Below are 24,808 nucleotides of genomic sequence, written 5' to 3' on the forward strand. Positions count from 1 at the left end.
AAAGGTAGACCGAAAAACAAACAGGTCTACAACAAAATCTGCGCCCTTTAATAAGAGAAGGAGTAAATCCCTTACTCATTTGATCCAATAAAACGATGGTGTCTGCGCAAATAACCTAAAATCTGGTTTAAACATCTTGCCAGGGTGCTATCGCAGTACCACATCAAACTGCTCAGGAGTGTAGTGAGGGTCAACCTGAAAGCGAATAGTCTTGCCAATAAACTCTTCCAGATCTGCAACCCGATCCGACTCCTCGTCATGTAACCGATCGACGACGGGCTCCGATGCCAACACCAGGTAAGTATCTGTATCGTAGGCCCGTGCTTCTCTTAGTATTTCCCTGAAAATCTCATAGCATACCGTTTCAGGAGTTTTCATGGAGCCACGCCCCTGACACTGACTACAGGGTTCACACAGCAGCTGCTCGAGACTTTCCCGGGTCCGCTTTCGTGTCATCTCTACCAGCCCCAGATCAGACACCCCCATTACTTTGCATTTAACATGGTCTTTATCCAAAACCCGTTGCAACGTTCGCAGCACCTGGCGCTGATGCTCAGCATCTTCCATATCAATGAAATCAATGATAATAATTCCGCCAAGGTTACGTAGCCGAAGTTGACGGCCTACTGCGGTTGCAGCTTCCAGATTGGTTTTAAAGATCGTTTCCTCAAGGTTTCGATGCCCTACATAAGCTCCAGTGTTTATATCCACTGTCGTCATTGCTTCAGTCTGGTCAAAAATAAGATAACCACCTGATTTCAACTCAACTTTACGCCCCAAACCTTTCTGTATTTCATCTTCAACATTATAAAGATCAAAAATAGGCCGCTCACCGGGATAGTATTCCAGTCGGTCCTCCATTTCCGGGACCAGCGACGCGACAAACTCACAAGCTTTCTGGAACGTTTCCCGGGAATCAATCCGAACACGTTCAATTCCCGGACTGGCCATATCACGCAGAGCACGCATGTGTAATGGCAGGTCCTCATACAGGATGGATGGAGCTTTAGCCTTTTTAATCCGTTCCTGAATCTTTCCCCAGAGCCTTAGTAAAAACTTTATATCGACTTGAATCCCTTCCGATGAAACCCCTTCAGAGACCGTTCGTAAAATAAATCCGCCTTTCACGGCTTTGTCTTCTTCTTTCTCTAAGGATTCTTCGACAATAGCCTTTAGTCGCTCTCGCTCCTCTTCACTATCAATTCGCTGGGAAACACCGATGTGATCATTATCAGGCATGAAAACCAGATAACGGGAAGGTACTGACAGATTGGTAGTAAGCCGCGCTCCTTTGGTGCCAATAGGATCTTTTGTCACCTGCACAACTAATGACTGCCCTTCACGTAACAGCGAACTAATCAGGGGTTCAGACTGGGGTCGCTCCTCTCTGTTACAGGCAGGCTGCAAATCGGCAACATGAATAAATGCCGCTCGCTCCAGCCCGACATCGACAAAGGCCGCCTGCATACCAGGTAACACTCTGACTACTTTGCCCTTGTAGATGTTACCGACAATCCCGCGCTTATCGACACGTTCAATATAGACTTCCTGCAACATGCCATTTTCGATTAGCGCAACCCGGGTCTCCATCGGGGCAAAGTTAATTAGTAATTCTTCACCCATACTCTCTATTCCCTTTAAATTTTTCAGACTACTAATCAAAAAAATGACTCCTGTTGAATCAACCCAAAGGCTGCCAGACAGGAATACCAACCTGTTTCAGTAAGCCCGCAGTTTCAGCCAGCGGCAAACCCACTACAGCAGAGTAGCTACCAACGATACGTTCTATAAAGATAGCAGCCAAACCCTGAATACCATATCCACCTGCTTTATCGAGAGGTTCTCCCGTAGCCCAATAGGTTTGACACTCATCCAGACTCAGGGTGCGAAAAAACACCTCGGTTGTGACCACTTGAGAGAGTGAACGTTCATCCACTACCAGTGCAATAGAGGTCATCACCTGATGCCCCCGCCCTGATAATTGCATCAACATTTCGACCCCATGCTCCATATCTCTGGGTTTACCCAGTATATGCTGATCACAGACGACCGCCGTATCACTGCCAAGCACAGCCTTTATGGTGCCAAGTTGTGAACGACAAGCCTCTGCTTTTTCCAATGCCAGTCTTTCTACGTACTTCGCCGGCGACTCTCCTGATCGAACAGACTCATCGATATCGACACCATGAGATTGAAAACGCACACCTATCTGATTCAAAAGATCACCACGACGCGGTGAATGAGAGGCCAGTATCAGATCAGACATAACTACAACGGTTTCCTTGTCAGTTTATTGAAGACGACCAAGCTAGACCAGATTCAGCTATTAAAACCCTAACTGGAGGATCTAAGCACCTGAATTTAAGGACGATACTGCCTAAATCAAAAAGCGAACAGCAACGAATCTGTACAGTTTTAACAAGGACTCAGGTGACATGCAATGCTCTGCGAACACCTCGCAACAAAACAAAAATCCAGGGCCATAAAAAGGCACTGACCAACGAGGGAAGAAGAAACAGCAATGACTCAGAGCTGGTTCCAGTCAGTGTTTGAGCCCAATGTAATAACATTTGTTGGATACCCACCAGAATCAGAACCAAAAACGCCTGTTGCCAAAGTGGGAACATACGAATTCTCTGATGTAGTCGTTGGGCCAAATAAGCAACAATAGTCAGTGATAGAGCATGAACGCCCAACAAGCTGCCAAGCAAAATATCCAACAATAACCCTAAAATCCATGCAGACCAAAGACCGACACGGTGAGGTAACGCAACAACCCAGTAAATCAACGTCAGGGTCACCCATTCTGGTCTTCCCCAAACCAGAGATTCAGGCATAGGCAAGGTACTTAGCATCATTGCTAATAAAAAACTCAGCCAGATAACCCAATTATGTTGAGCAGGTGCCGCTACATTCACTGCTGTTCTCCTTCCTGCTCCAAGTCAAAGTTAGGCAAGGGGTATTCAGGCTCCAGTCTGAATGCGATCAGCAGATGTCGGCTCTTGTCTAACCGGGCCGTTGGCTTAGCTTTAACCATGGCGAACGGCTGACCGGGATCATGTTCAATTTCACTGACAACGGCTACCGGATAACCGGTAGGAAAACGCTGACCCAAGCCTGAGCTAACCAGAATATCTCCTACTTTAATGTCAGCTGTATCCGGCACATGATCCAGTAGCAACTCATCGATTGTTCCCTTTCCTACCAACAAAGAACGAAATCCATTACGATTAACCTCAACGGGTATGGCATGTCGTGCATCCGTTATCATGAGCACCCGGGAAGTATAGGGCCCCACTTCAACCACCTGCCCCATAACCCCCTCAGCATCCAGAACCGGCTGCCCCAGATAAACCTGATTTTGCAGGCCCTTATTAATGATAATCTGATGGATAAAGGGATTAGGATTAACACCGATCAGCTCAGTTAATTCAACTCGCTCATCAATTTTTTCGGCGGCACTTAACAATTGTCGTAATACCGCATTTTCAGTGGTCAAGGATTCGAGTCGCTGCAGTTTACGGGCGAGAATAAGAAGATCTGACTGCAGTTTCTGATTCTCCTCCAGCAACAGACTACGGTCACCAATGGATTCATCCATTGATGCCAGCAGGCGGTTAGGGACATCGACAAACCATTGCACCGGCGTTACCGCAAGCGTCAGATAGCCCCGATACTGGCCCATTGCGGGCCAATAAAGATCAGCCCCCATTAATGTTAAGGAGAAGCTTACGATAAGCAACAGGCTGGCACGGGCAGACTGGCCTTTAAAGATAGGCTTAATGACAATCCCCCATCAGGCTCAATCGTAACAGGCCATACCCTGTGGTCGAATTACAAAGATGTCCTTGCAAGGCATCGCTTTCATCAAAAGAACCAGCCTTATTAAAGACCATCGAGATTAGACCAGTTGAGTTTATACAATCAATTATCGCCAAGCAGGTTATAGTACCAAATGCATCAAAATGGCCGAACATACTGTACAGGTGTCAGTTAATTTACTCTGATGCCAATAGCTCAAAAGAATGCTTGTCGATCATTTCCAAGGCTCGTCCGCCACCACGGGCAACACAGGTTAACGGATCTTCGGCAACGATCACTGACAATCCTGTCTCCTCAGACAACAGTCGGTCAATATCCCGCAATAAAGAACCACCGCCCGTTAGAACAATCCCGCTTTCGGCGATATCCGATGCCAGTTCCGGAGGGCATTGTTCCAACGCACTTTTAACAGACTGAACGATGGACGACAAAGGCTCTTGTAGAGCTTCCATTATCTCATTGCTGTTTAAGGTAAAACTACGGGGTATACCTTCGGCAAGATTGCGCCCACGAACGTCAATCTCCAGAATATCAGTGCTGGGATAAGCAGAACCGATCTCCTGTTTAATTCTCTCAGCGGTTGCATCACCAATCAGACTGCCATAATTACGGCGTACATAGGTGACTATCGATTCATCAAACCGATCTCCACCGACTCGCACGGACTCGGCATAAACAATACCGTTAAGAGAAATCACCGCTATTTCGGTGGTACCACCACCAATATCAACCACCATTGATCCAGTGGCTTCTTCTACGGGTAAACCAGCACCAATCGCTGCAGCCATCGGCTCATCAATCAGATAAACCTCACGTGCTCCAGCTCCCATGGCAGATTCTTTGATGGCACGACGTTCGACCTGTGTGGACTTACAGGGAACACAAACCAGGACTCGGGGACTTGGTGTTAAAAACGAATTTTCATGAACTTTGTTGATAAAATGTTGGAGCATCTTTTCAGTAACATGGAAATCTGCAATCACACCGTCTTTCATCGGGCGAATTGCAGAAATATTGCCGGGAGTTCGACCCAACATTCGCTTGGCATCGGTGCCAACCGCTACTACAGACTTGTGATTACCGGCATGTCGAATGGCAACCACGGAGGGCTCATTTAGAACCACATCCCTATCTCGAACATAAATCAGCGTATTCGCTGTACCCAGATCGATAGATAAATCGCTGGAAAAAACGCCTCGTAATTTTTTAAACATTGACGGAGTTCGCTACTCGGTGGCTATGGTTAGGGCATGCTTTATGTAAACCCGTAACTCTAGCAATGGCGGGGATTTTGAGCAAGCAACAAATGTGTTACCTTAGTGCCTCTTTTAAATTTATTGCCTACTCTAGATTGATTTATCGTTTAACATTAACCTCCAGGGATCTATCTATGTCTCTTGACCGCTCCGACGTGGAGAAAATTGCCCATCTGGCTCGCCTTCAAATTGACGAAGCCGATATTCCCGAATATGCCGAGAATCTCTCCAATATTCTGGATCTGGTAAATCAGATGCAGGCCTGCGACACTGCGGCTATCGAACCTTTGGCCCATCCTACCGAGGCAGTTCAGCGCCTGCGAGTTGATGAAGTTACTGAAAGCAATCAGCGTGACAATCTACAGTCCGTCGCTCCGATGGTGGAAGACGGGCTGTTCCAGGTGCCTAAGGTTATCGAGTAGCCCAGAGCCCGACACTGTACTCAATATACTCCACCCAAAGTGCTGTAAAGTACCTATCGGCAGAGTATTTAATTACATGAATTTTCAAGGATATCTATCTCCATGTTTGACAAGACACTCGCCGAACTGGCCAAAGGGCTAGATACGGGCGAATACAGCAGTGTCGAGTTGACCGAAGCCTATCTGGCTCGCATCAACAAAGAAGACGGTGCTTTCAACAGTTTTATCACCATAACCGATGAACAGGCTCTCAATCAGGCCAAAGCAGCTGATGAAAGACGTGCCACAGGGGATGCCACAGCTTTTACCGGTCTTCCAATCGCTCATAAAGACATTTTTTGTACTCAGGGAGTTCGGACCAGCTGTGGCTCAAAGATGCTGGATAACTTTATCTCTCCATACAATGCGACCGTTATCGAAAAGTTTAATCAGGCCGGGGCCGTTAGTCTGGGTAAAACCAACATGGATGAGTTTGCCATGGGCTCCTCCAACGAATCCAGTTTTTATGGACCGGTTAAAAACCCCTGGGATACCGACCGTGTACCCGGTGGCTCTTCCGGCGGCTCTGCTGCAGCCGTTGCCGCTCGTCTGGCTCCGGCTGCAACTGGCACCGATACAGGAGGCTCTATTCGTCAACCGGCGGCACTCTGTGGTATCACCGGCATTAAGCCAACTTATGGCCGCGTCTCCCGCTTTGGTATGATTGCATTTGCCTCTTCGCTGGATCAGGGCGGCCCCATGACCCGGACCGCTGAAGACGCAGCGATGATGCTGAACGTAATGGCGGGGTTTGATAAACACGACTCGACCAGCCTGCAGACAGATACCCCGGACTTCAGTGCTGACTTGAACCAACCGTTAAAGGGATTGAAGATAGGTCTGCCGAAAGAATACTTCCCTGAAAACCTCAACCCTGCTATTGCCGCCCGTGTACAGGCTGCGATCAAAGAATATGAAGCCCTTGGTGCAATCACCAAAGAAGTCAGCCTGCCAAATACAAGCCTTGCTGTTCCTTCCTATTACATTATCGCTCCGGCAGAAGCTTCATCAAATCTGTCTCGTTTCGACGGCGTTCGCTACGGCTACCGTTGCCAGAACCCCAAGGATCTGGAAGATCTCTACAAGCGCTCCCGAGGAGAAGGTTTTGGAGCCGAAGTAAAACGCCGCATTATGGTCGGTACCTATGCGCTATCAGAAGGCTTCTATGACGCCTATTACAAAAAAGCGCAGCAAATTCGTCGTCTGATCAAGCAGGACTTTGTCAATGCCCTGGAAGAAGTGGACGTAATCATGGGTCCCACTACCCCGGAACCTGCTTTCAGGATCGGCGAGAAAACCTCTGATCCCATCGATATGTATATGGAAGATATTTTTACTCTTTCATTAAATTTGGCTGGCCTGCCGGGAATGTCTATTCCTTGTGGTCAAGTGACCGCAGAAGACAAGAGTCTACCCGTCGGTCTACAGATTATCGGCAACTACTTCGCTGAACAAAAGCTACTGAATGTCGCTCATATGTTCCAGCAGGCAACTGATTGGCATCTTTCGGTTCCCCCTTCAGTAGTCGCTGAAAGCAAATAAGAGGTTTACGAATATGGAATGGGAAGCAGTCATTGGGCTGGAGATCCACGCCCAACTAGCCACTAAATCGAAAATTTTCTCAGGCGCAGGCACCGCATTCGGCGCAGATCCCAACACCCAGGCCTGTGCAGTTGACCTTGCTTTACCGGGCACCCTGCCGGTATTTAACGGTGAAGCCCTGCAAATGGCGGTTAAATTTGGCCTCGCCATTGATGCAGAGATTGGTCGTCGATCGGTATTCGATCGCAAGAATTACTTTTACCCGGATCTCCCTAAGGGTTATCAAACCAGTCAACTGTTCTATCCGATCGTCGGACCAGGCCACATTGATATAGAGCTGGCTGACGGCCGTCACAAACGCATTGGCGTAACTCGTGCTCATTTGGAAGAAGATGCTGGTAAATCAGTACACGATTTATTTCCGAACATGTCAGGAATCGACTTAAACCGAGCGGGCACCCCCTTACTAGAGATTGTTTCCGAGCCGGACATGCGCAGCGCCGAAGAAGCAGTGGCATATGTGAAGAAAATCCACGCCATCGTTACAACTCTTGGCATCTGTGACGGAGACATGTCTCAAGGCTCCTTCCGCTGCGACTGTAATGTGTCTGTGCGCCCCAAGGGGCAAGAAGAATTCGGCACCCGTACCGAATCCAAAAACATCAATTCTTTCCGCTTTATTGAGAAAGCAATCAAAGGTGAAATTGCACGCCAGATTGATCTGATCGAAGATGGCGGTCGAGTCGAACAGGCAACTCGCCTGTACGATGCAGACAAAGATGAAACTCGCTCAATGCGCAGTAAAGAGGAAGCTAACGATTATCGCTACTTCCCCTGTCCTGATCTGTTGCCTATCGTTATCGATGAAGACTATATCGAAGCAGTTCGAAAGACCTTACCGGAACTGCCAGATGCCCGCCACGCACGCTTTATGGAACAATACGGGCTTAGCGATTACGATGCCGGAGTGCTTTCAGCCTACAGAGATCTGGCCGACTACTTCGAAACCGTAGTAAAAGCAGCAGATGATCCCAAGCTGGCAGCCAACTGGGTTATGGGAGAGCTTTCCAAGTTCCTCAACAGCAATAATCTGGGCATTTCCAACAGCCCTATTTCTGCCGGGGACCTGGGTGGTCTGTTGCATCGTATAAAGGATGATACGATCTCGGGAAAAATCGCCAAGCAAGTATTTGAAGCCATGTGGAATGGTGAAGGCAGTGCCGACGAAGTGATTGAAGCCAAGGGACTGAAACAGGTCACCGACTCAGGGGCGATAGAAGGCATGATTGATGAAGTCATCGCCAAGGCGACACCTCAGGTCGAGCAATATAAAGCGGCAGAACCTGACAAACGCGGCAAGATGCTGGGCTTTTTCATGGGACAAGTCATGAAGGCCTCTCAAGGCAAAGCTAACCCGGGACAAGTCAATCAGATACTGAAAAAGAAACTGGATGCGCTTTGTGACTAGAAAACCTGCTATTTAGCTCTGACAAAGCATTTAAAACGGCAGCCCTGCGCTGCCGTTTTATCAACCCTGAGCCGCCTTTTTATCAAAAGTTACGCCTCAAGGGAGACAGGAAAACAGATACTGAACCGGACCCCTTTTCCCGGCTCACTACTCAGCTGTACTTCACCTCCGAGACTGGTTTCCACTAAGTTTTTAATGACGTGGGTTCCTATTCCTGTGCCACCCTGATCTTTTTTCGTGGTATAGAAAGCATCAAAAAGCACCTTCTGAGCATCATAACTTATACCACAGCCATCATCCTGATAGATCAATTCAATATCGCCATCACGCTGTTTCGCATCTATCTGGATAGTTCCTGATTCAATATGCTCAAAGCCATGAATCAGGGAATTCATAATCAAATTGCTGAGAATCTGATACAAAGCTCCCGGATAGCTATCCAACTCCAGATTCTCAGGACAGTGTATTTTAACCTGATGCTGAGTGGTTCTGAGCTTGGCATTCATCGCCAAAACTATGTCATCAAGATACTGCTTCAGATTAAAATGACGACGTTGCTCACTGCTCTGATCCACCGCGACCTGCTTAAAGTTGGCAATCAATTCCGCCGCACGAGTTAGATTCTGCAAAATCATCTCAATACTCTCCACCGCCACCTCCTGATAGCTTTCCATGTCTGAGCGCCGGATCGTTCCCTGGTGAAATTTCTCAGAAAACTCTCGTGTATGCAGTTGTAACGTTGAAGCAGCGGTTATACCAACGCCGATGGGTGTATTAACGTCATGAGTCACTCCGGCAACAACGCTTGCTAACACCGCTTTCTTTTCGACATCCAGCAGATTTTCCTGTGCATCGCGTAATTCGTCGATGGTAAATTCCAGTTTTTCAGTCGTGTTGATCAAATCCTGCTCATTTTTCCGCAGAGCCGACATTGCTGTATGAACACGCTGGATAAGAGGCCTGAATATAAACAGCGCCTCTAACAATAAGATAAGCAGCATGCTATAAAACAGCAGCGTCTCTATTTCCTGTGTCTGTTCCAGCTTTTCTTGGCTTTCAGCCGTGTACTGGGAGACGATACGGTCCATTCCCAACAAAAAGCGCCCCTCACGTTCGATGATGACGGCCACCGCAGTTTTCACATCAGGCTGTTGCAAAGCTCGATGAATATCATCCTCAGCATCCAGTTCTGCAGTTAAACCCTCAGCACTTAAACTGTCGTCAGTAACAGAAGATCGATCAATAAACGGTTGTCCGTGAATCAGTATTCGCTCACCCGCTTCTGTTATTTGCTGGTAAGTGTCGGATAACTCCGCAAATAATTTTTGAATTTCGGTACTGTTTTTCCCGGGCAAACCCAAATTGTTATCACCTTGGACCAATGCCTGGTGAGTTTCACGAAGTATCCGTAACGAATCATGGAGTTCCTGAAGAGCCCCTGTCAGAATAACCTCATCACTATTAGAGAGAATTCTAAGGGCACTCTTAGCCAGTTTCTGGGATAGCATACGCTGGCGACCAGAAAGGTTAACAATGACAGAACCACTTTGCTGCTGCTGAATCTGTCGTTGAATAGCCAAATGAGAAGCAACTGCGGCCAAAGCAAGTAGCAGAAGGCCGATAATACAGCCTACGATAAGCAGCCGTTCCGGCAACACCCCCTCATGTATTTGTCGTTCCGATGAACGACTGATCCAACCTGATGCTGCCATCCTGACCTCTCCATAAGAATACCTTTCGCCAAAAAAGTACTCCTTCCCGCTATAGTAAACACCTGCTGTAGCTATGGGTTTTCTAATCCCTATACTTTAAGGTAAGACTGAATTCGCTAATTCGCCAGCCTGGAATTCAGAAGCTGAACTTAAGAGCAACAACCGACTGACGACCAGCGAGGGCGGGAGAACGAAGGTTCCCTAAGAAACCTAATCTCCTGAACAAACCAGAAATTCAATAGCCACTTGTGAACTCAATCAGGACGGTCAAGCTCTTTCTCTATTAGAGTCATAAATTCGACGTCAGGCAACGGTCGGGCAAAATAATACCCCTGAACCTGATCACAGCCTTCGGATATCAGATAATCCCGCTGGGCCGCAGTTTCAATTCCTTCTGCCACGGTGTTCAGCTCCAGATTACGTGCAATATCTACAATTGATGAGGTTATTGCGCAATCATCCCGATCTTCCGGCACTCCACTGATAAATGCACGATCAATTTTCAGTTTATCCAGCGGAAACTTCTTAAGATACGCCAGACTACAATAGCCCGTGCCAAAATCATCCAAGGCGATCCCCACCCCCAAGTGTTTCAATTCACTTAATAAACTAACAGCCTTATCTGCGCTGCTCATTAAAATACTTTCTGTTATTTCCAATGTAAGTTGCTCGGCTGGGAAACCTGTATCAGACAAAACCTGCTGAACAGTGTCTATCAATGAGTCCCGGAATTGATAAGCAGACACATTAACGGCCATATTTATCTGGGTAAAACCAGCCTCTATCCACCGAGCCCCTTGTTCACACGCAGTCAACATCACCCAGTTGCCAATGGGCTCAATCAACCCGGTTTCTTCAGCTAAAGGGATAAATTCGTCCGGCCGCTGATACCCTCCATCAGGACTGTACCATCGAATCAACGCTTCACAGCCGCATAAACTATTATCGTCCAGCCGAAACTGAGGTTGGTAATGCAGCTGAAACTCGTTTTCAGCGATGGCCCTGCGAAGGCCATTCTCCATTTCCAGGCGCTGAGAAACCTGCTGGTTCATTTCCTCGGTATAAAACTGGTAGTTGTTTCGTCCCAGATCCTTTGCATGATAAAGCGCAGCATCTGCATTACGTGACAGCGTATCGAAATCGATACCGTCGTAAGGGAACACCGCAATACCGATACTCGGGGTTAATACCAGAGCCCGACCATCGACCTCCATCGGTTCTGCAATAATGTCGAGAATACGAGCAGACAGGGTAGCCGCAACATCAGGTAAGTGAATATCAGACATGAGAATAACAAACTCGTCCCCCCCTAGCCGACTGACCGTATCATCGGGTCGAACAATGGATCTCAGGCGCTTTGCAACCTGCACCAGAACCTGATCACCCGCAGCATGGCCCAGCGAATCATTGACATTCTTAAACCGGTCCAGATCGATAAAGAACAGAGCCAGTTTTCGATATTTCTGCTTGTTTTTATGCCTGAGACGCGAGGCAATTCGGATCGCCCGATCCACTCTTTTACTTAACAGACGCCTGTTCGGCAGATCCGTCAGCGGATCATAATCGGCCAAATAACGGAGTCTTTGCTCAGCTTCTTTTCGTTCACTGATATCTGAGAGTGTAGAGATATAATGGCAGATTTCTCCGCTATCATCCCGCGATACAATTATTGACTGCCACTCAGGAAAGATCACCCCATCTTTGCGCCGATTCCAGATTTCTCCACGCCAGCTGCCAACAGTATTCAGAGCCCCCCACATCTCATCATAAAAATGCTTGTCATGTTTTCCTGAAGCCAGAATAGCGGGATTCTTACCGATAACATCTTCTTCTGAATAACCGGTTATTTGCGTAAAAGCTTCATTTACTGCAATTATCTGGTTTTTCAAATCCGCAATAATAATACCTTCAGAAGAGTTCTGGAAAACGCTGGCCGCCACCTTCAATTCTTTAGCGTTATCCGTAAGCACTTGCTGTTTTTGATCGATATCAGACTGGTATAACCGAAACAGACGTTTCAGCATTTTGGAGAACCATAGAGCCAACATCAGTGACAGCGCTACTGCAATTGAAAGCGCATAAACCAGCGCCTGGGTATCACTCACCTGTGCATCAACCAACTTGTTCCGTTGTTTTTCCAGCAATTGATCAATATCTTCCGGATAAACACCGGCAACCAACAACCAGTCCCATCCCGGAACTTTCTTTACTCGGGATATTTTTTCCACCGGTCCCCGACCATCAGGATAGTACCAGTGGTAACGGGCGATACCCGCCCCCTGCTTCCCTGCCTTGAGAATATTCTCAACCGCCTGCTGCTCAAGCCTCAACGCATCTTCATCTGATTGTGCGTACTGGGAAATGGACCAACCGGGACTGGACACGACTTTGCCATCTGTCCGAATCACCGCGATATAGCCATTTTGGCCAAAGCGCAATGCTTCAATTCGTTTCAGTGCAGCAGCCTTTACATCATTCTGAACTTCCTGAACATAATCTCCAGCACCAATAATCCAATCAAAGGGAGCAAACAGGCGCAGATAAGAAACTTTATTGCTCATTTCCCTGGTGCCAGGGTGATACCAGCGATAGTTGGAGAACGCTGATTCACCAGCACTGTTACTGACTAAACGAATAAACTCGCGGTTTATATAGTGGCCGGTATCATCTTGAAGATCGTAAAGAGACTGACCTTCCACCTCCGGTGTATTGGGCGACAGAACTCCACGTCCATCTGTATCAAGAATAAAAATATAGCCTCGATCACCAAAAAAACGGACACCTCTCAGGGCTTCTCGAATCAGATTTTTGATCTCCACCAGCGGTCTTTTACCCAATTCCTGCTGATAAATGCTTTGAGCAACAGCAAAAGCCTGATCCACCTGCACCTTTGCTTCTGTTTTTAATATTGACTCAGCCTGAGTATGCTTAAAACGGATGTAATCCAGGGTGGCATTCAGCTCATTATCCGTAGCATCCAGCTGCTGCTGCATAATCTGATCATACAACTCCTGAATACGAGCCTGATTGGCATAATGATTCTTAGTCAGAAAGTAACTGACGATACCAAGCAACAGTATCAGTACCAACCCAACAATCCCAAAGGTCTGGTAACGGGGTATCGAGTGTTCATCAATTTCGAACTTTATCATCCTGTAAGAACTCAAAGTACTGCTTAAAATTGTGCACTTTATCCTTAGTACGCGCTATTCAAAGAACAAAGATACCTACCTGACTGGAACGAATTTAAACATTTGTTCATATTTGTTTGCAACGCTTGACCAAAATCAACTCAGGCTATTCCAACAGACCGAAAGACGGTATTAGAATTCTCTGATCCAAGATTATTTTAAGGAGTCGGGATGTCCAAGTCTCAGGACGAACTGGTCAGGGAAGAGAATCATGGGCAGGTGCAGAGAAGTCGTCGCTCGATTAAAGGCTTCATTCTAAAAACCGCTCTGCTGTTCTCGACACTGGGCTTTTTGCTTATCTATCTGGCTGCAGATAACGCTTATCAGGCAGCGGTCAGGAATAATACTATCGAAGCCTCCCACCAGATTGCACAGACTACCTTCAATGCCATGTATCAACTCATGCAGGAAGGATGGAGCCGTGAACAGGTTGAGCGCTTTCTAGAACGTCAGCGAGCCAGCAATGAAAAAAATCCTGCATACGACATAGAGATTTACCGGGGTCCGGATGTAGTCCGAGAGTTCGGTTACATCAAGGAAAATGCTGTTGATCCACTTACCCGCAGGAGCTTTGATACCGGTGAACCGCAAACCTTCTACAGCCAGGATCTACTGAACTATACGTGGCCGTTAAAAGCGGAAAAAAGCTGCCTTGAATGCCATCTTTATGGTGATGAAGGGGATGTATTTGGTGTCATCAAAGTATCTCAGACACCGTCTCTGCTACTCAAAAATGCCGAACAGGGACTCGTCATCAACCTGATTTACCTGGCTCCACTTCCCTTCATTTTGTCGCTATTTGTAATCTACTACCTTAATCGACGCATAAACTTATCAATCAAGGATTTAGGGGACAGCATCGATCAAATTCGGAAAGTATCTGATCTCAGTAACTTTAATCTGCAAAATAATGACCACGGCTTCTCCGAACTAAACCGTATCTATGACAAGGTTGAAAAGCTATCCGGTAAAATGCGGGATGTTGCTGTTGATAAAGAGCTTCTTGAATTTGAAATAGAATTACTGGAAAAGTTTGTCATTACCTCTGAAGTCGTACGTGACTGGCGAGAATATATCAGCTTGCTGCTGAAGGACATCAATGAAGTAATGCAAGTCTACAGCCTGTTTTCAATCTTCAAGGTTGATGATGAAATGTTCGCTCTGGAGATCTTTTGGTTAACCCCACCCACCGAGCGAACCAAAGAATGGATGGAGAGCGAAGTTCGTAAAACCCTGAGTAGAAACCCGTTATTCCGGGGTCAGATTCAAAGTGATGTTAATCACCATGTTTCGATTCCAACGGGTAACCTCATTGATCTGAACATACGCAAAATACAACTACAGACCAAAAGCCTGGTATTGGATAAACCAAAGATCGGCGGTATTGTTGGCTTGGGTGTTCATTCTGATGTAAACAAAGACAGTACCCGCCAACTGGTCACCAATAGCATACTGTCCACCCTGATTAACGTTGTTGGCTCCGTCAAGGCCATTTATAAATACACCAAAGACCTGGAATACTATGCTACCCGGGATCCATTAACTGACTTACATAATCAGCGAATTTTTTGGGAACTGATAGATTATGAAGTCCTTCGTGCCAGTCGACACGGCTATAAATTCTGCGTAATGATGGTTGATCTGGATAATTTCAAATCCCTCAATGACAACTATGGCCACAGTTTTGGTGATCGTTGTCTTCAGGAAATTGGCCGAATACTGAGAAACGGATTGGCTTCTGGAGACTTTCTTTCACGCTATGGCGGCGATGAATTCGCCATTATTCTTCCCGAAAGCGATATGGAGCAGGCCCAACAGGTATCTCAGCGGATCATGGAAGACCTCTCCAATAGCCAGATTAAAACTTCGGAAGGTGAAGAAGTTGATGTCTGCATGTCTGTTGGTGTCGCAATTTATCCCGACCATGCCAGCAATAGCAAAGAGCTATTCATGTTCGCCGACAACATGATGTACAAAGCCAAAAACCAGGGTAAAAACCGTGTTTATATTCCTAAAGAAGAGGATGTGCTGGAAGCCTTCAGGGATATGAACGAAAAGAGTCTGATGATCAGCAAAGCGGTCAGAGACAAGCAGATGATACCTTACTTTCAACCGCTGGTGACCACAGACACAGGAGAGATCAAAGCGGTAGAAGTTCTGTGCAGAATGAAAACTGATAATGGTGAATTAATGGGAGCCCATGAGTTTATCGAAATCGCTGAACGAATGGGTATTATTCATAATCTCGACTTTATCATGATGGAAAAAGCTCTTGAGCAGGTAAACAGGGAGGGCTATCAAGGACTGATATTTATTAACATATCCCCCCGTTCGCTGGTGCTCAGTGAATTTATTCCGGAAGTATCCCGAATTATTACTGAAGCTCACATGGAGCGTAGCCGGGTTGTTTTTGAGATTACCGAGCGAGACACGGTTAAAAACATGGCTTTGCTGGAGAAGTTTGTCAGCAATTTGAAAGCAGAAGGATTTTTACTGGCGGTTGACGACTTTGGTTCTGGTTTTTCCTCATTCCACTATCTAAAACACTTTCCTATTGATTTCGTCAAAATTGAAGGAGAGTTCGTTGCCAACATGATCAACAACCCAAAAGACCACGCGGTTGTTCGCTGTATAGCCAACCTGGCTCATGAACTAAAGGCACGAACCATCGCTGAATATGTTGAGAGTGAAGCGGTGCTGGAGGCTGTTCGCGCCATCGGTATAAACTACGCCCAAGGCTATCATATTCGTCGACCAACTCCCTATATCCTGGAGCCAGCAAAGCTAAAACATAATAGCCATCGAGCATAAAAGCTCGATAAATAAAAACACCCTTAACAGGAGCCCCTTTAATAGCAGACTTGATTACGTCCCTGGTCTTTCGCTTGATAGAGCTTTTGATCGGCATCGGCAAGCATCTGTTCGTAACTACCCAGAGCCGTATTTGAACAGATGCCCATACTGCAGCGGACATCCAGGCCCTCAGCAATCTCTGCCCAGTCAACACTCTCCATTTTTTCCCTTAGCCGTTCGCAAAGTTGAACAGCCTTTTCAAGAGAAGTCTCCCTATAGGCAATAACAAACTCCTCCCCCCCATAGCGGGCAACCACATCGCTGTCACGGGTTGTTTCTTTTAACAGTCTTCCGACACGCTGCAAAACCTTATCTCCAACGGCATGAGAAAAGCGATCATTGATCTGTTTAAAGTGATCAAGATCTCCTATGACCAGCGTCAATGGATGCCCATAGCGCGTGCTTTCCGAGTGCATTCGGGCAGCATGTTCATTGAAGTAACGGCGATTATAGAGTTGTGTCAATTCATCCCGGATGCTCAACTCCTTCAGCTGTTCGGCTTGGTGACTGATCGTGCGGTTAGAACTCTCCAGTTTCTGATATGCGTGATGCAAGTCCTCACTCATTTTATTAAAAGAATCGGCTAATTCTCCCACCTCATCCTGACTGTGCACATTCACTTTCTGGAACAGATCGCCTTTATTCATTGCCCGGATAGCCCGAGTTAATTCCTTTATCGACCTCACTAAACGATGACCTAAAAAAAGCCCCAAAAACAAAGCGAGTGCAACAGCAGCCAAAAGCCCATAACTAAGAGCTTCTTTTATCACCCCCAGGCGAGCAAGATCATCCTGCCCCAGATTGGGTAAACCAACGGGGTGAGCATAGGCTACAGTTTTTCCATCGACGGTGACCGCTCGAGTCTCCTTCATTACTGATTCCGGGATTGTATCCCCTGGCCCATACCCGGCAGCCCCCAACATAACCACCCCAGCTGAATCGACCAGCATGAAACGAAACGGTGCACGTGGGCCGGGACCAGGATTAGGACGAGCTTCATCGACAGGCGGCTGAAAGGAAGTAGCCGGAGGAAATGATCCAGCCCGCGGAGGCCTGCCCCCGGGAGGAGGAAATGGTCTGCTTCCTGGCGGCCCAGGTGGCCGAGAAAATCCCTCTCTCCCTGGAAATCGCAGGTTTCCTGCCTCGATACTTCGTGTACGCTGCACATAAGCGATAAAGGGTTCAAATCGTGCAGCCTCTTGCCAGGAACCATACTGGCCGATATAGCGGGTAACATCTTCATGAAAATGCGAGAAAGCACTGTCCATGGCAAACTCGTTAAAGCGCTTGTTTACCAGCCAACTGGCAGTAACAGCCACAAGTGCAATAGTAGCCAAACCGGTAATAACTAACGCTAGAATAAGTTTAAGCTTAAGCGATTTCATGATGTCAGGGTGTCCATTTTACACGAGGTACAGCTGCCGATTGAATTGACCCGGAGTTCTTAACAGTTATGAATTATCCGGCTAATAAGCAGAATAAGCCATTGAGGCGACAACATAATTTCCAATTGGAGAAAAACTCACTCACATTCGCCCCTTCATTGCTGATTTTCAATGTATGATGATAGGACTCTGTACTAAGGATGGGCTAGTGGTTTTGAGATTGTATTCACAGGTAACTCTATGGAACAACCCCTTAGCACTCAGGTTTTAATGGTTCGACAGCCAATATTTGGCGCCAATCTTAAAATACTTGCTTACGAGCTACTCGTAGACTTGGAAAAAGTAGATGATGAATCCCTGCTTGATGGTGACAGTGAAACCTCCAAGATCCTGCTAAACACCTACACCAGCCTGAGTCAGGATGGTGCTATTCGTAGAGTACCGCTTTTTATCAGCCTGTCTCAGCAGGTTTTGCAAAAAGGCTATATTCCAGAACTACCAAAAAAACAGGTTGTTCTTCAGATTCCCAGCGATACCCAAATGACAGCTCAGGTCTTCGGTACCATCCAAATGTTATCTCAACAAGGCTATCGCCTGGCTTTGGATGGATTTGCTTTACAGGCAGACAAGGTACCGCTGCTTAAATACATGCGAGTAGTCAAGCTTGATATCCAAACACTCCCGTTAGATAAACTGAAGAAACTACGCCTTGTGCTAAGTCGCTCCAGAGCAAAAGTACTGGCTCAGAATATTGCCAATATCAAAGAACTCAATCAATGCAAACAATTAAAATTTGATCTCTTTCAGGGCCCTTTTATCAGCAGACCCGTCCGGGTTCTAGGCAAGAAACTTCCAGGAAACAGTGTCGCGCTCCTGCAACTTTTGCAAGAGCTTCAAAAACCCAGTACCGATATAAACGCAATTGAAGCACTGATTATTCTGGATCCGGTTCTTACCTATAAAATTCTACGTGTCGTCAATTCCGCAGCCTATAACCTAACCAAAAAGATTGAATCCCTAAATCAGGCAGTGGTCATGATGGGACTGGACCAGGTTCGCAAATGGGCAACATTGATAGCGCTAAGCAGCAATGACGATAAGCCGGAAGAGCTTTCTCGAAATATGCTGGTTCGGGGCAGACTTTGCTCTTTGCTGGCCGAGCAGCAGGGTGATGCCAACCCAGAAACTGCATTCATGGTTGGTATACTCTCCCAACTGGATGTATTAATGGATATCACGATGGAGGATGTACTCAAACAAGTCCCACTGGATGATGAGATAAAAGAAGCCATTGGCCAAAAGGAAGGTGTGCTCGGTGATATCCTCGCTAGTGTAGAATGTCACGAACAAGGGGATTGGGACAGGCTTGAGACAATGATCTCAAATAAAGGTTTTTTCGAAGCCGCCTATCGCCATAGCCTGACCTGGGCTCAATATACGATGCAAACGTTAACGGACGATAAAGACTAAGGTGCCTAACGAATGACCACTCTCTGCAAGCAAATTGAAATAATTGCCAAAGCGGATCTGATCGATAATCTGAAACAACTACTGACCGCGCTGATTGAGCCCTCCCTGGCCGAGCCAGGTTGCTTAAAGTACGAACTGTATCAATGCGAAGAACAAGCTGAACGTTTTATTATTATCGAAGGCTGGGAATCTGTAGAGGCATTAAACGCGCATAAATTGACACCCCACTTTCAGCATTTTAAGTTGGCGATGCCAGATTTGGTTGAGGACAAGTCCTCCACCTCCCTGATTAAGATATAGTTATCAACTCTGTTTATTTGAGAACATGTCCAACAGACAATCGCTTCAGCATTTACAAAAACTTATACAATTAACATCACTGACAATCATGACAAAAGCGATCCAGGCACTATCAAAGATGATCTGGAAACTATTATCAAAATCTCATTCATTACTTTGAAGGACGGACACTAACAGCGTGAAGTATCTGAAGACTCTTAATGCCGTACAGGAAAAGCTGGATAGTTTGGGAGACCTGCCGGTATTCAGTGCTACAGTCAACCGGATCAGTGAAATCAGCAGCTCTGAAAAAGCCGATGCCATGGCACTGGCGATGGCCGTTATGAAAGATGCAAGCCTGTCCGCACGGTTACTTCGGGTGGCCAATTCATCGTACTGCAATCGCGGTCATGGTCGGATCAGCGTTGTATCGCGAGCAGTAGTATTACTCGGTTTTGACCAGGTAAAGAGCCTGTCAGTCACACTGAAGCTCATAGAGAACTTCAAGCAGTCTACCCCCACGACTGAAATCAGCGATCTGTTAATCCGCTCATTTTTGACGGCTTCCATTACCCGCGAAATAGCTGAGAATAGTGACGTAGCCGATGTAGAAGAAAGCTATATCTGCGGGTTACTTTATAGCCTCGGAGAAATTCTGGTGGCTTATACACTCCCGGGAATCTACCATAAGATGCTGCAGCAAAGAAAACTCGGTAACAAACAATGGGAACGTATTCAACTGGATGAACTCGGTGGTCATTTCAGTGATATCGGTCAGGACATTGCTCAGAGCTGGGGTTTTCCGCAAACTGTTGTTCACTCAATGGATCTGATGACAGCAGAGGATCAGTCAGTAGAGGTCCAATCCAACCACCAACTAGCCTCCAGCGCTGATCTGCTGCTAAAACTAATTTACGATCAACAAGGGGATTACAAGGGATCATTCTCGGAACTGTTAGCCAGACTCGAAATACAAACCGGGCAATCAGTTTCAAAGCTGACTCAATACCTCAACCGTTCCTTCAAAATGGCCTGTGAATTAGCTGATGAATACCGTCTTCCAATTGATGCACTCATGCCGAAATTGCGCGATAGTGGTGACGAAGCTCTCGACGACTTTTCGCGCAAAGTTGCCTATTACATGCATTCTCGCGCTCAAGCTCAAGCTCAGGAATCAATCGACCAGGAAGATACGGATCAGTCCGTTGAACAATCCGCAGGGCGGTCTCAAAGACAATCCCAGTCGCAGACCAAGAATTCAATAAACAGTATTTCCGATCATTCGAATAATGCAGACCAGCTACTGAGCCAACTGCAACTGATTGGCAATATGGTCGACGACCAGCAACCCATCCAAAAAATTCTCGATCAAGTCATTAGTGCGATAGAAACCAGTACAGGCTTTGACCGTGCCGGTTTTTGTCTGCTCAGTAAAGACAGTCAGCATCTTAATATGCGTATCGCCAAAGGCCCCTCATCTGAGCCGCTTCAACAATTCTTTGCGATGAACAGGAAACAGCCAGAACACCTTTTTTTCTTTAAGGTACTGGAAAAAGGTATGACACTATTGGTGACAGATACTCAGGAAGCCAACTGGGGTAGCCGACTGCCAGAATCATTTAGTCGATCATTAAATCCAAGGGGGTTTATTCTAGCGCCGGTGACTGTCGGTCGTAAGACGATTGGCTTTATCTATGCCGATCGAATAAATGAAAATGAGGTTGTTAGTGACGATGACTTCCGACGATTCAATCAGTTCTTTATGCTGACAAAAATGTCACTGGCCTATTCCAAACAAAGTCAGAAGAAGTAGCAATAAACAGGAATGGCCCGCCTGCTTTCATGATGTACAGTGCTGTTGCAAGTACAGATAATGTTTCAAACTACGCTTTGGATCTTCGGGATAAAGCTTATCACTGACAACCAAACCTTGAATTCGGTCAAGGCGGAACATACGGTAGGCATTTCGAATTTCGCACCAGGCAATCAGAGTCCATGCCTGCCCCCAGTAAACCAAGCCCAGAGGCCATATACTTCGGGTTGATAGCTCACCATCTTGCCGTTGGTATTCGATATCGATAATGGCACGCAATTTTATCGCTTCACGAATTTGGTCGCTGTACTGTGCCCGTTTGGAACGATGAAAATCTGGCACTAACAGCCACTCCGGTTGCAGCGTGTGGCGATGATGGAGACGATCAGGCAACACGGCGCGAATTTTCTCCAAGGCGCTGCCCGCGGCATTTCCAAGAGCATCATCACTCCACCCCTGTACCATTCGAACCCCCAGTAACAGCGCCTCCAGCTCCTCCTCGTCAAACATTAAAGGAGGAACACTAAAACCAGGTCTCAGGCGGTAACCTACACCCGCTTCAGACTCAATGGGCATGCCTGAAAGAGAGAGAGCCTGCATATCCCGGTAAATTGTTCGTTCTGAAACTTCAAGCCGCTCAGCCAGCTCCTGAGCCGTAATAACCTGACGCCGACTTCGCAACAGAGTCAACAATTGAAAGAGTCGTTCAGCTTTTCTCATCTGTTCCTCAGCAAAATAGGCCCGTTACAGACATTATCTGTAGCGGGCCGGCTCAACACCTCATCAGCTCCATGTAAACAGCTATAACTATGAACTATGTATCACAGAAGAGATCAACAACACAGCAGCAAGAGCCACATATCAGGGTAGTTAACGTTCAGATATTTAACGACCGGTTATTTAAAACCGGTTACCCTGACATATCGAGCAATTAATTTACAATCAGCATCAATTGCAATGACAACATTTAACAGTCGGATTTCTATCAAAAGTTCAGGCTGCTGCCAGACTGTCACTAAGCATCTCAGTCTCAGTCGCCATATGACGCATCACGACTGAGTCCATCTCCGTTAATTCTATCAAAGACTGCCCGGCAGGATCCTTCATAAAAGCTTCTCCGGCGGCTTTCGCTGCTGCCATATCCTGCCAGTAAACAATATCAAACCATTGCCCGGATTCATCTTGACTCAAAGACCGGTAGATAAACCCTGACTGACGGTTCAGAAAACTGTTTACAGCATCGTGGGTCGCTGCAAGTTGTTGTGAAGTAACACCTGATTTCAGCTGATAGGATACTAGTTCAACGACAGATTGTTTCATAATGACTCTCCAAATGAATGTAGGCTTGATTAGACAACGAGAGCTACGATAAACCAGCCCTACTGACAACGTACTGTCAGTAGCTTTCATTTGTATCGGCATTTATTATTTGCCAACAGGGATTGAGCACCAGTATTCCACCCTCAGAGCAATCAGCACGAGAGGCAGACCTGCTTATCAATACTGTTAAGATACAACCAACCCGGAGCTGTATAACAAGACTCATCCAACCGGGTTCAAAAGAAAGTATTCAAGGATAATCAAGAAACACAAGTTTTAAATTCTGCTGTTCAAGCTGCAATATATAAGTACTCTGTTGATACGACTTGGCTAATCGCTTAGATAGCCTTACACTCTCGCATCCGTAGACTTTTTCCTATCTGGAGCCTTCATGTCCACAGCCGCAAGACCCAGAGCCCGAATGACCGAAGGCCCTGTGGAGAGTACATTATTGCGGATGGCCGGATCGATGCTGATAGGCATCATTTCAATTGTCCTGTTCAACGTGGTCGATACTTTTTATATCGGCCAGTTGGGCACCATTGAACTGGCTTCCATCAGTTTTACTTTTCCAATCACGATGTTGGTTATCAGCCTGGCGATGGGCTTAAGTGTCGGCACTTCGGCAATTGTTTCCCGGGCGATCGGAGCAGGCAATCATCAGCACGTACAACGACTGACTACCGATTGTCTGGCCCTGGCCATGGCTCTGGTAGCACTGGTATCCCTGTTAGGCTACCTCACCATAGACCCCATATTCCAGTTACTGGGGGCCAATGCTGAACAACTTGGATATATCCACCAATATATGGGGATCTGGTACCTCGGAATGGGACTGGTAGTCATCCCAATGGTCGGTAATAGTGCAATCCGGGCCACAGGGGATACCAAAACACCAAGTCGGGTCATGATGCTGGCAGCCTTACTTAACGTTGTCCTGGATCCTCTACTGATATTCGGTATTGGTCCATTCCCTCGCCTTGAATTACAAGGGGCTGCCATCGCTACACTGATCTCTTACTCAGTGACCTTCCTGTTTGCCTTGTGGGTTCTCGGTCGACGGGAGAAAATGCTGACCCGACAACGTCCTACAATCCTCAATCTTAAAAATTCCTGGTTAGCACTTATTAGACTGGCACTTCCCGCTGCTGCCACCAACATGCTGGCGCCAATGACTGCTGGAGTGATTACCCACCTGATTGCAGACTACGGTCCTCAAGCAGTTGCCGCTTATGGCATAGGCACACGCGTTGAATCGCTGGCCATGATTGGAGTTTTGGCTCTCTCTTCGGTGCTAACCCCTTTTATAGGCCAAAACTCAGGCGCAGAAAAAACCGATAGAATTCGACAAAGTATTAGTTTCAGCTTACGTTTTGCGATACTTTGGGGAATAGCTGCCTGTCTGTTATTAATATCAACAGCCACTGCTATTGCATCATTGTTCGCCGACGACGCCACTACGATTGAACTGGCCACGAGCTATTTGTGGATTGTACCCTTCAGCTATATTGGCTTTGGTCTGATTACCTTGGGAAGCGCGACCTTTAACGGCTTTCATCAACCACAACAAGCAGCCAAACTCGTGTTAATTCGCCTTTGCCTGCTCACCTTACCACTGACCTATAGCGGATCCTTTTTATGGGGACTGGAAGGAATCTTTATCGGTATCGCTGCCGCGAACCTTATTGCAGGAGGTTACTCGCTTTACGCACTCATGCGTAAAAAAGCCTCCCTTAATAAAAAACCACGTATAAACAAGCCACTGAAAGAACAGAGAAGCATCCCCAGGTGAATACACATAAACCGCGATCAGGCATATCCTACATCACACTATCCACAGTGGATTTTGATAGCCAATTGAATTTTTATCAGAATGGGTTTGGATTTCCACTGAAGCGGCTATACCAAGATCCAGACCGAGGCTTGAGAAGCTATGCCTTCTTTGACCTTGGTCCGGTCACCCTCGCACTCTATCCTAAAGCAGCATTAAGCTTTGATGCCTCGGTGAGCTTAGAGAGCAACCATGCCAGCATCGCCCTGTCTCATAACACCAGCAGCAAGGACTCCGTAAACCAATTAATGTCTGGTCTGGAAGCGGCTGGCGCAACCATTACTCAACCGGCGAAGACATTGCCCTGGGGAGGTTACGGAGGCTACCTGCAGGACCCGGAAGGAAACCTTTGGGAAATAGTCTGGTCGCCAAAGCATTAGAACCAAAAAGCTGCCATGAAACTGC

Annotated in this window: 19 protein-coding genes; 9 read left to right on the top strand and 10 right to left on the bottom strand. The window is 46.8% G+C overall.

Annotated elements, in window-relative coordinates:
* Positions 1 to 147: 147 nt before the first annotated feature.
* The 5 genes from rng to BGP75_RS18475 form a co-directional block, all read right to left on the bottom strand.
* Complete coding sequence (rng, locus tag BGP75_RS18455; protein WP_076720338.1) at positions 148 to 1,623, bottom strand: ribonuclease G; 1,476 nt, start codon at positions 1,621 to 1,623, stop codon at positions 148 to 150.
* A 58-nt stretch (positions 1,624 to 1,681) separates the two neighbouring features.
* On the bottom strand, positions 1,682 to 2,266 hold the full coding sequence (locus BGP75_RS18460) for a nucleoside triphosphate pyrophosphatase (RefSeq protein WP_076720339.1): 585 nt from the start codon (positions 2,264 to 2,266) through the stop codon (positions 1,682 to 1,684).
* Positions 2,267 to 2,426: 160 nt separating this feature from the next.
* A complete protein-coding gene (mreD, locus tag BGP75_RS18465) occupies positions 2,427 to 2,918 on the bottom strand; it encodes a rod shape-determining protein MreD (protein ID WP_076720340.1) in 492 nt (163 codons plus the stop codon).
* The gene (gene mreC, locus BGP75_RS18470) at positions 2,915 to 3,742 is read right to left on the bottom strand and encodes a rod shape-determining protein MreC (protein ID WP_233152975.1); all 828 of its coding nucleotides are present in this window, start codon (positions 3,740 to 3,742) and stop codon (positions 2,915 to 2,917) included. The genes mreD and mreC overlap by 4 nt, the downstream gene beginning before the upstream one ends.
* Positions 3,743 to 3,998: 256 nt before the next feature.
* The gene (locus BGP75_RS18475; RefSeq protein WP_076720342.1) at positions 3,999 to 5,036 is read right to left on the bottom strand and encodes a rod shape-determining protein; all 1,038 of its coding nucleotides are present in this window, start codon (positions 5,034 to 5,036) and stop codon (positions 3,999 to 4,001) included.
* A 176-nt stretch (positions 5,037 to 5,212) separates the two neighbouring features.
* Here BGP75_RS18475 and gatC point away from each other — a divergent pair, with 176 nt between their 5' ends.
* The 3 genes from gatC to gatB all read left to right on the top strand — a co-directional run bounded on the left by gatC (position 5,213) and on the right by gatB (position 8,549).
* Positions 5,213 to 5,500, top strand: a complete 288-nt coding sequence (gatC, locus tag BGP75_RS18480) for an Asp-tRNA(Asn)/Glu-tRNA(Gln) amidotransferase subunit GatC (RefSeq protein ID WP_076720343.1) — start codon at positions 5,213 to 5,215, stop codon at positions 5,498 to 5,500.
* Between the two features lie 102 nt (positions 5,501 to 5,602).
* Complete coding sequence (gene gatA / locus BGP75_RS18485; RefSeq protein WP_076720344.1) at positions 5,603 to 7,081, top strand: Asp-tRNA(Asn)/Glu-tRNA(Gln) amidotransferase subunit GatA; 1,479 nt, start codon at positions 5,603 to 5,605, stop codon at positions 7,079 to 7,081.
* 13 nt (positions 7,082 to 7,094) lie between these two features.
* Positions 7,095 to 8,549, top strand: a complete 1,455-nt coding sequence (gene gatB, locus BGP75_RS18490; protein WP_076720345.1) for an Asp-tRNA(Asn)/Glu-tRNA(Gln) amidotransferase subunit GatB — start codon at positions 7,095 to 7,097, stop codon at positions 8,547 to 8,549.
* Positions 8,550 to 8,638: 89 nt separating this feature from the next.
* Here gatB and BGP75_RS18495 read toward each other — a convergent pair whose 3' ends face one another.
* Positions 8,639 to 10,261 (bottom strand): ATP-binding protein, encoded by a 1,623-nt coding sequence (locus tag BGP75_RS18495; RefSeq protein WP_076720346.1) that lies wholly within the window; start codon positions 10,259 to 10,261, stop codon positions 8,639 to 8,641.
* Positions 10,262 to 10,515: 254 nt separating this feature from the next.
* Positions 10,516 to 13,413: a cache domain-containing protein gene (locus BGP75_RS18500; RefSeq protein WP_083704911.1), complete on the bottom strand. Its 2,898-nt coding sequence runs from the start codon at positions 13,411 to 13,413 to the stop codon at positions 10,516 to 10,518.
* 210 nt (positions 13,414 to 13,623) lie between these two features.
* Between BGP75_RS18500 and BGP75_RS18505 the strand changes: the two genes are divergently transcribed.
* Entirely contained in the window at positions 13,624 to 16,263 is a 2,640-nt protein-coding gene (locus BGP75_RS18505; protein WP_076720347.1) for a bifunctional diguanylate cyclase/phosphodiesterase, read from the top strand.
* A 38-nt stretch (positions 16,264 to 16,301) separates the two neighbouring features.
* Here the strand turns inward: BGP75_RS18505 and BGP75_RS18510 are convergent, their stop codons facing one another.
* Positions 16,302 to 17,690 carry a diguanylate cyclase gene (locus tag BGP75_RS18510; protein WP_076720348.1) on the bottom strand — a complete coding sequence of 463 codons (1,389 nt, stop codon included), beginning with the start codon at positions 17,688 to 17,690 and terminating at the stop codon, positions 16,302 to 16,304.
* Between the two features lie 240 nt (positions 17,691 to 17,930).
* Between BGP75_RS18510 and BGP75_RS18515 the strand changes: the two genes are divergently transcribed.
* From BGP75_RS18515 to BGP75_RS18525, 3 genes are all read left to right on the top strand, one after another.
* On the top strand, positions 17,931 to 19,160 hold the full coding sequence (locus BGP75_RS18515) for an EAL and HDOD domain-containing protein (RefSeq protein ID WP_076720349.1): 1,230 nt from the start codon (positions 17,931 to 17,933) through the stop codon (positions 19,158 to 19,160).
* Positions 19,161 to 19,172: 12 nt separating this feature from the next.
* Entirely contained in the window at positions 19,173 to 19,460 is a 288-nt protein-coding gene (locus BGP75_RS18520; RefSeq protein ID WP_076720350.1) for a putative quinol monooxygenase, read from the top strand.
* 178 nt (positions 19,461 to 19,638) lie between these two features.
* The gene (locus BGP75_RS18525; protein WP_076720351.1) at positions 19,639 to 21,252 is read left to right on the top strand and encodes an HDOD domain-containing protein; all 1,614 of its coding nucleotides are present in this window, start codon (positions 19,639 to 19,641) and stop codon (positions 21,250 to 21,252) included.
* A gap of 27 nt (positions 21,253 to 21,279) precedes the next feature.
* On the opposite strand, the gene BGP75_RS18530 is transcribed toward BGP75_RS18525, so the two are convergent.
* Both BGP75_RS18530 and BGP75_RS18535 read right to left on the bottom strand, forming a co-directional pair.
* On the bottom strand, positions 21,280 to 21,972 hold the full coding sequence (locus BGP75_RS18530) for a YafY family protein (protein WP_076720352.1): 693 nt from the start codon (positions 21,970 to 21,972) through the stop codon (positions 21,280 to 21,282).
* 273 nt (positions 21,973 to 22,245) lie between these two features.
* Positions 22,246 to 22,572 (bottom strand): hypothetical protein, encoded by a 327-nt coding sequence (locus BGP75_RS18535; RefSeq protein ID WP_076720353.1) that lies wholly within the window; start codon positions 22,570 to 22,572, stop codon positions 22,246 to 22,248.
* A 391-nt stretch (positions 22,573 to 22,963) separates the two neighbouring features.
* Here BGP75_RS18535 and BGP75_RS18540 point away from each other — a divergent pair, with 391 nt between their 5' ends.
* Positions 22,964 to 24,364 carry an MATE family efflux transporter gene (locus BGP75_RS18540; RefSeq protein ID WP_083704912.1) on the top strand — a complete coding sequence of 467 codons (1,401 nt, stop codon included), beginning with the start codon at positions 22,964 to 22,966 and terminating at the stop codon, positions 24,362 to 24,364.
* Positions 24,361 to 24,783: a VOC family protein gene (locus tag BGP75_RS18545; protein WP_076720354.1), complete on the top strand. Its 423-nt coding sequence runs from the start codon at positions 24,361 to 24,363 to the stop codon at positions 24,781 to 24,783. Before BGP75_RS18540 ends, BGP75_RS18545 begins: the two co-directional genes overlap by 4 nt.
* The last annotated feature ends 25 nt before the right edge of the window (positions 24,784 to 24,808 follow it).

Origin of the sequence: Motiliproteus sp. MSK22-1, assembly GCF_001968815.1 — a bacterium.
Classification (GTDB): Bacteria; Pseudomonadota; Gammaproteobacteria; order Pseudomonadales; family Balneatricaceae; genus Motiliproteus.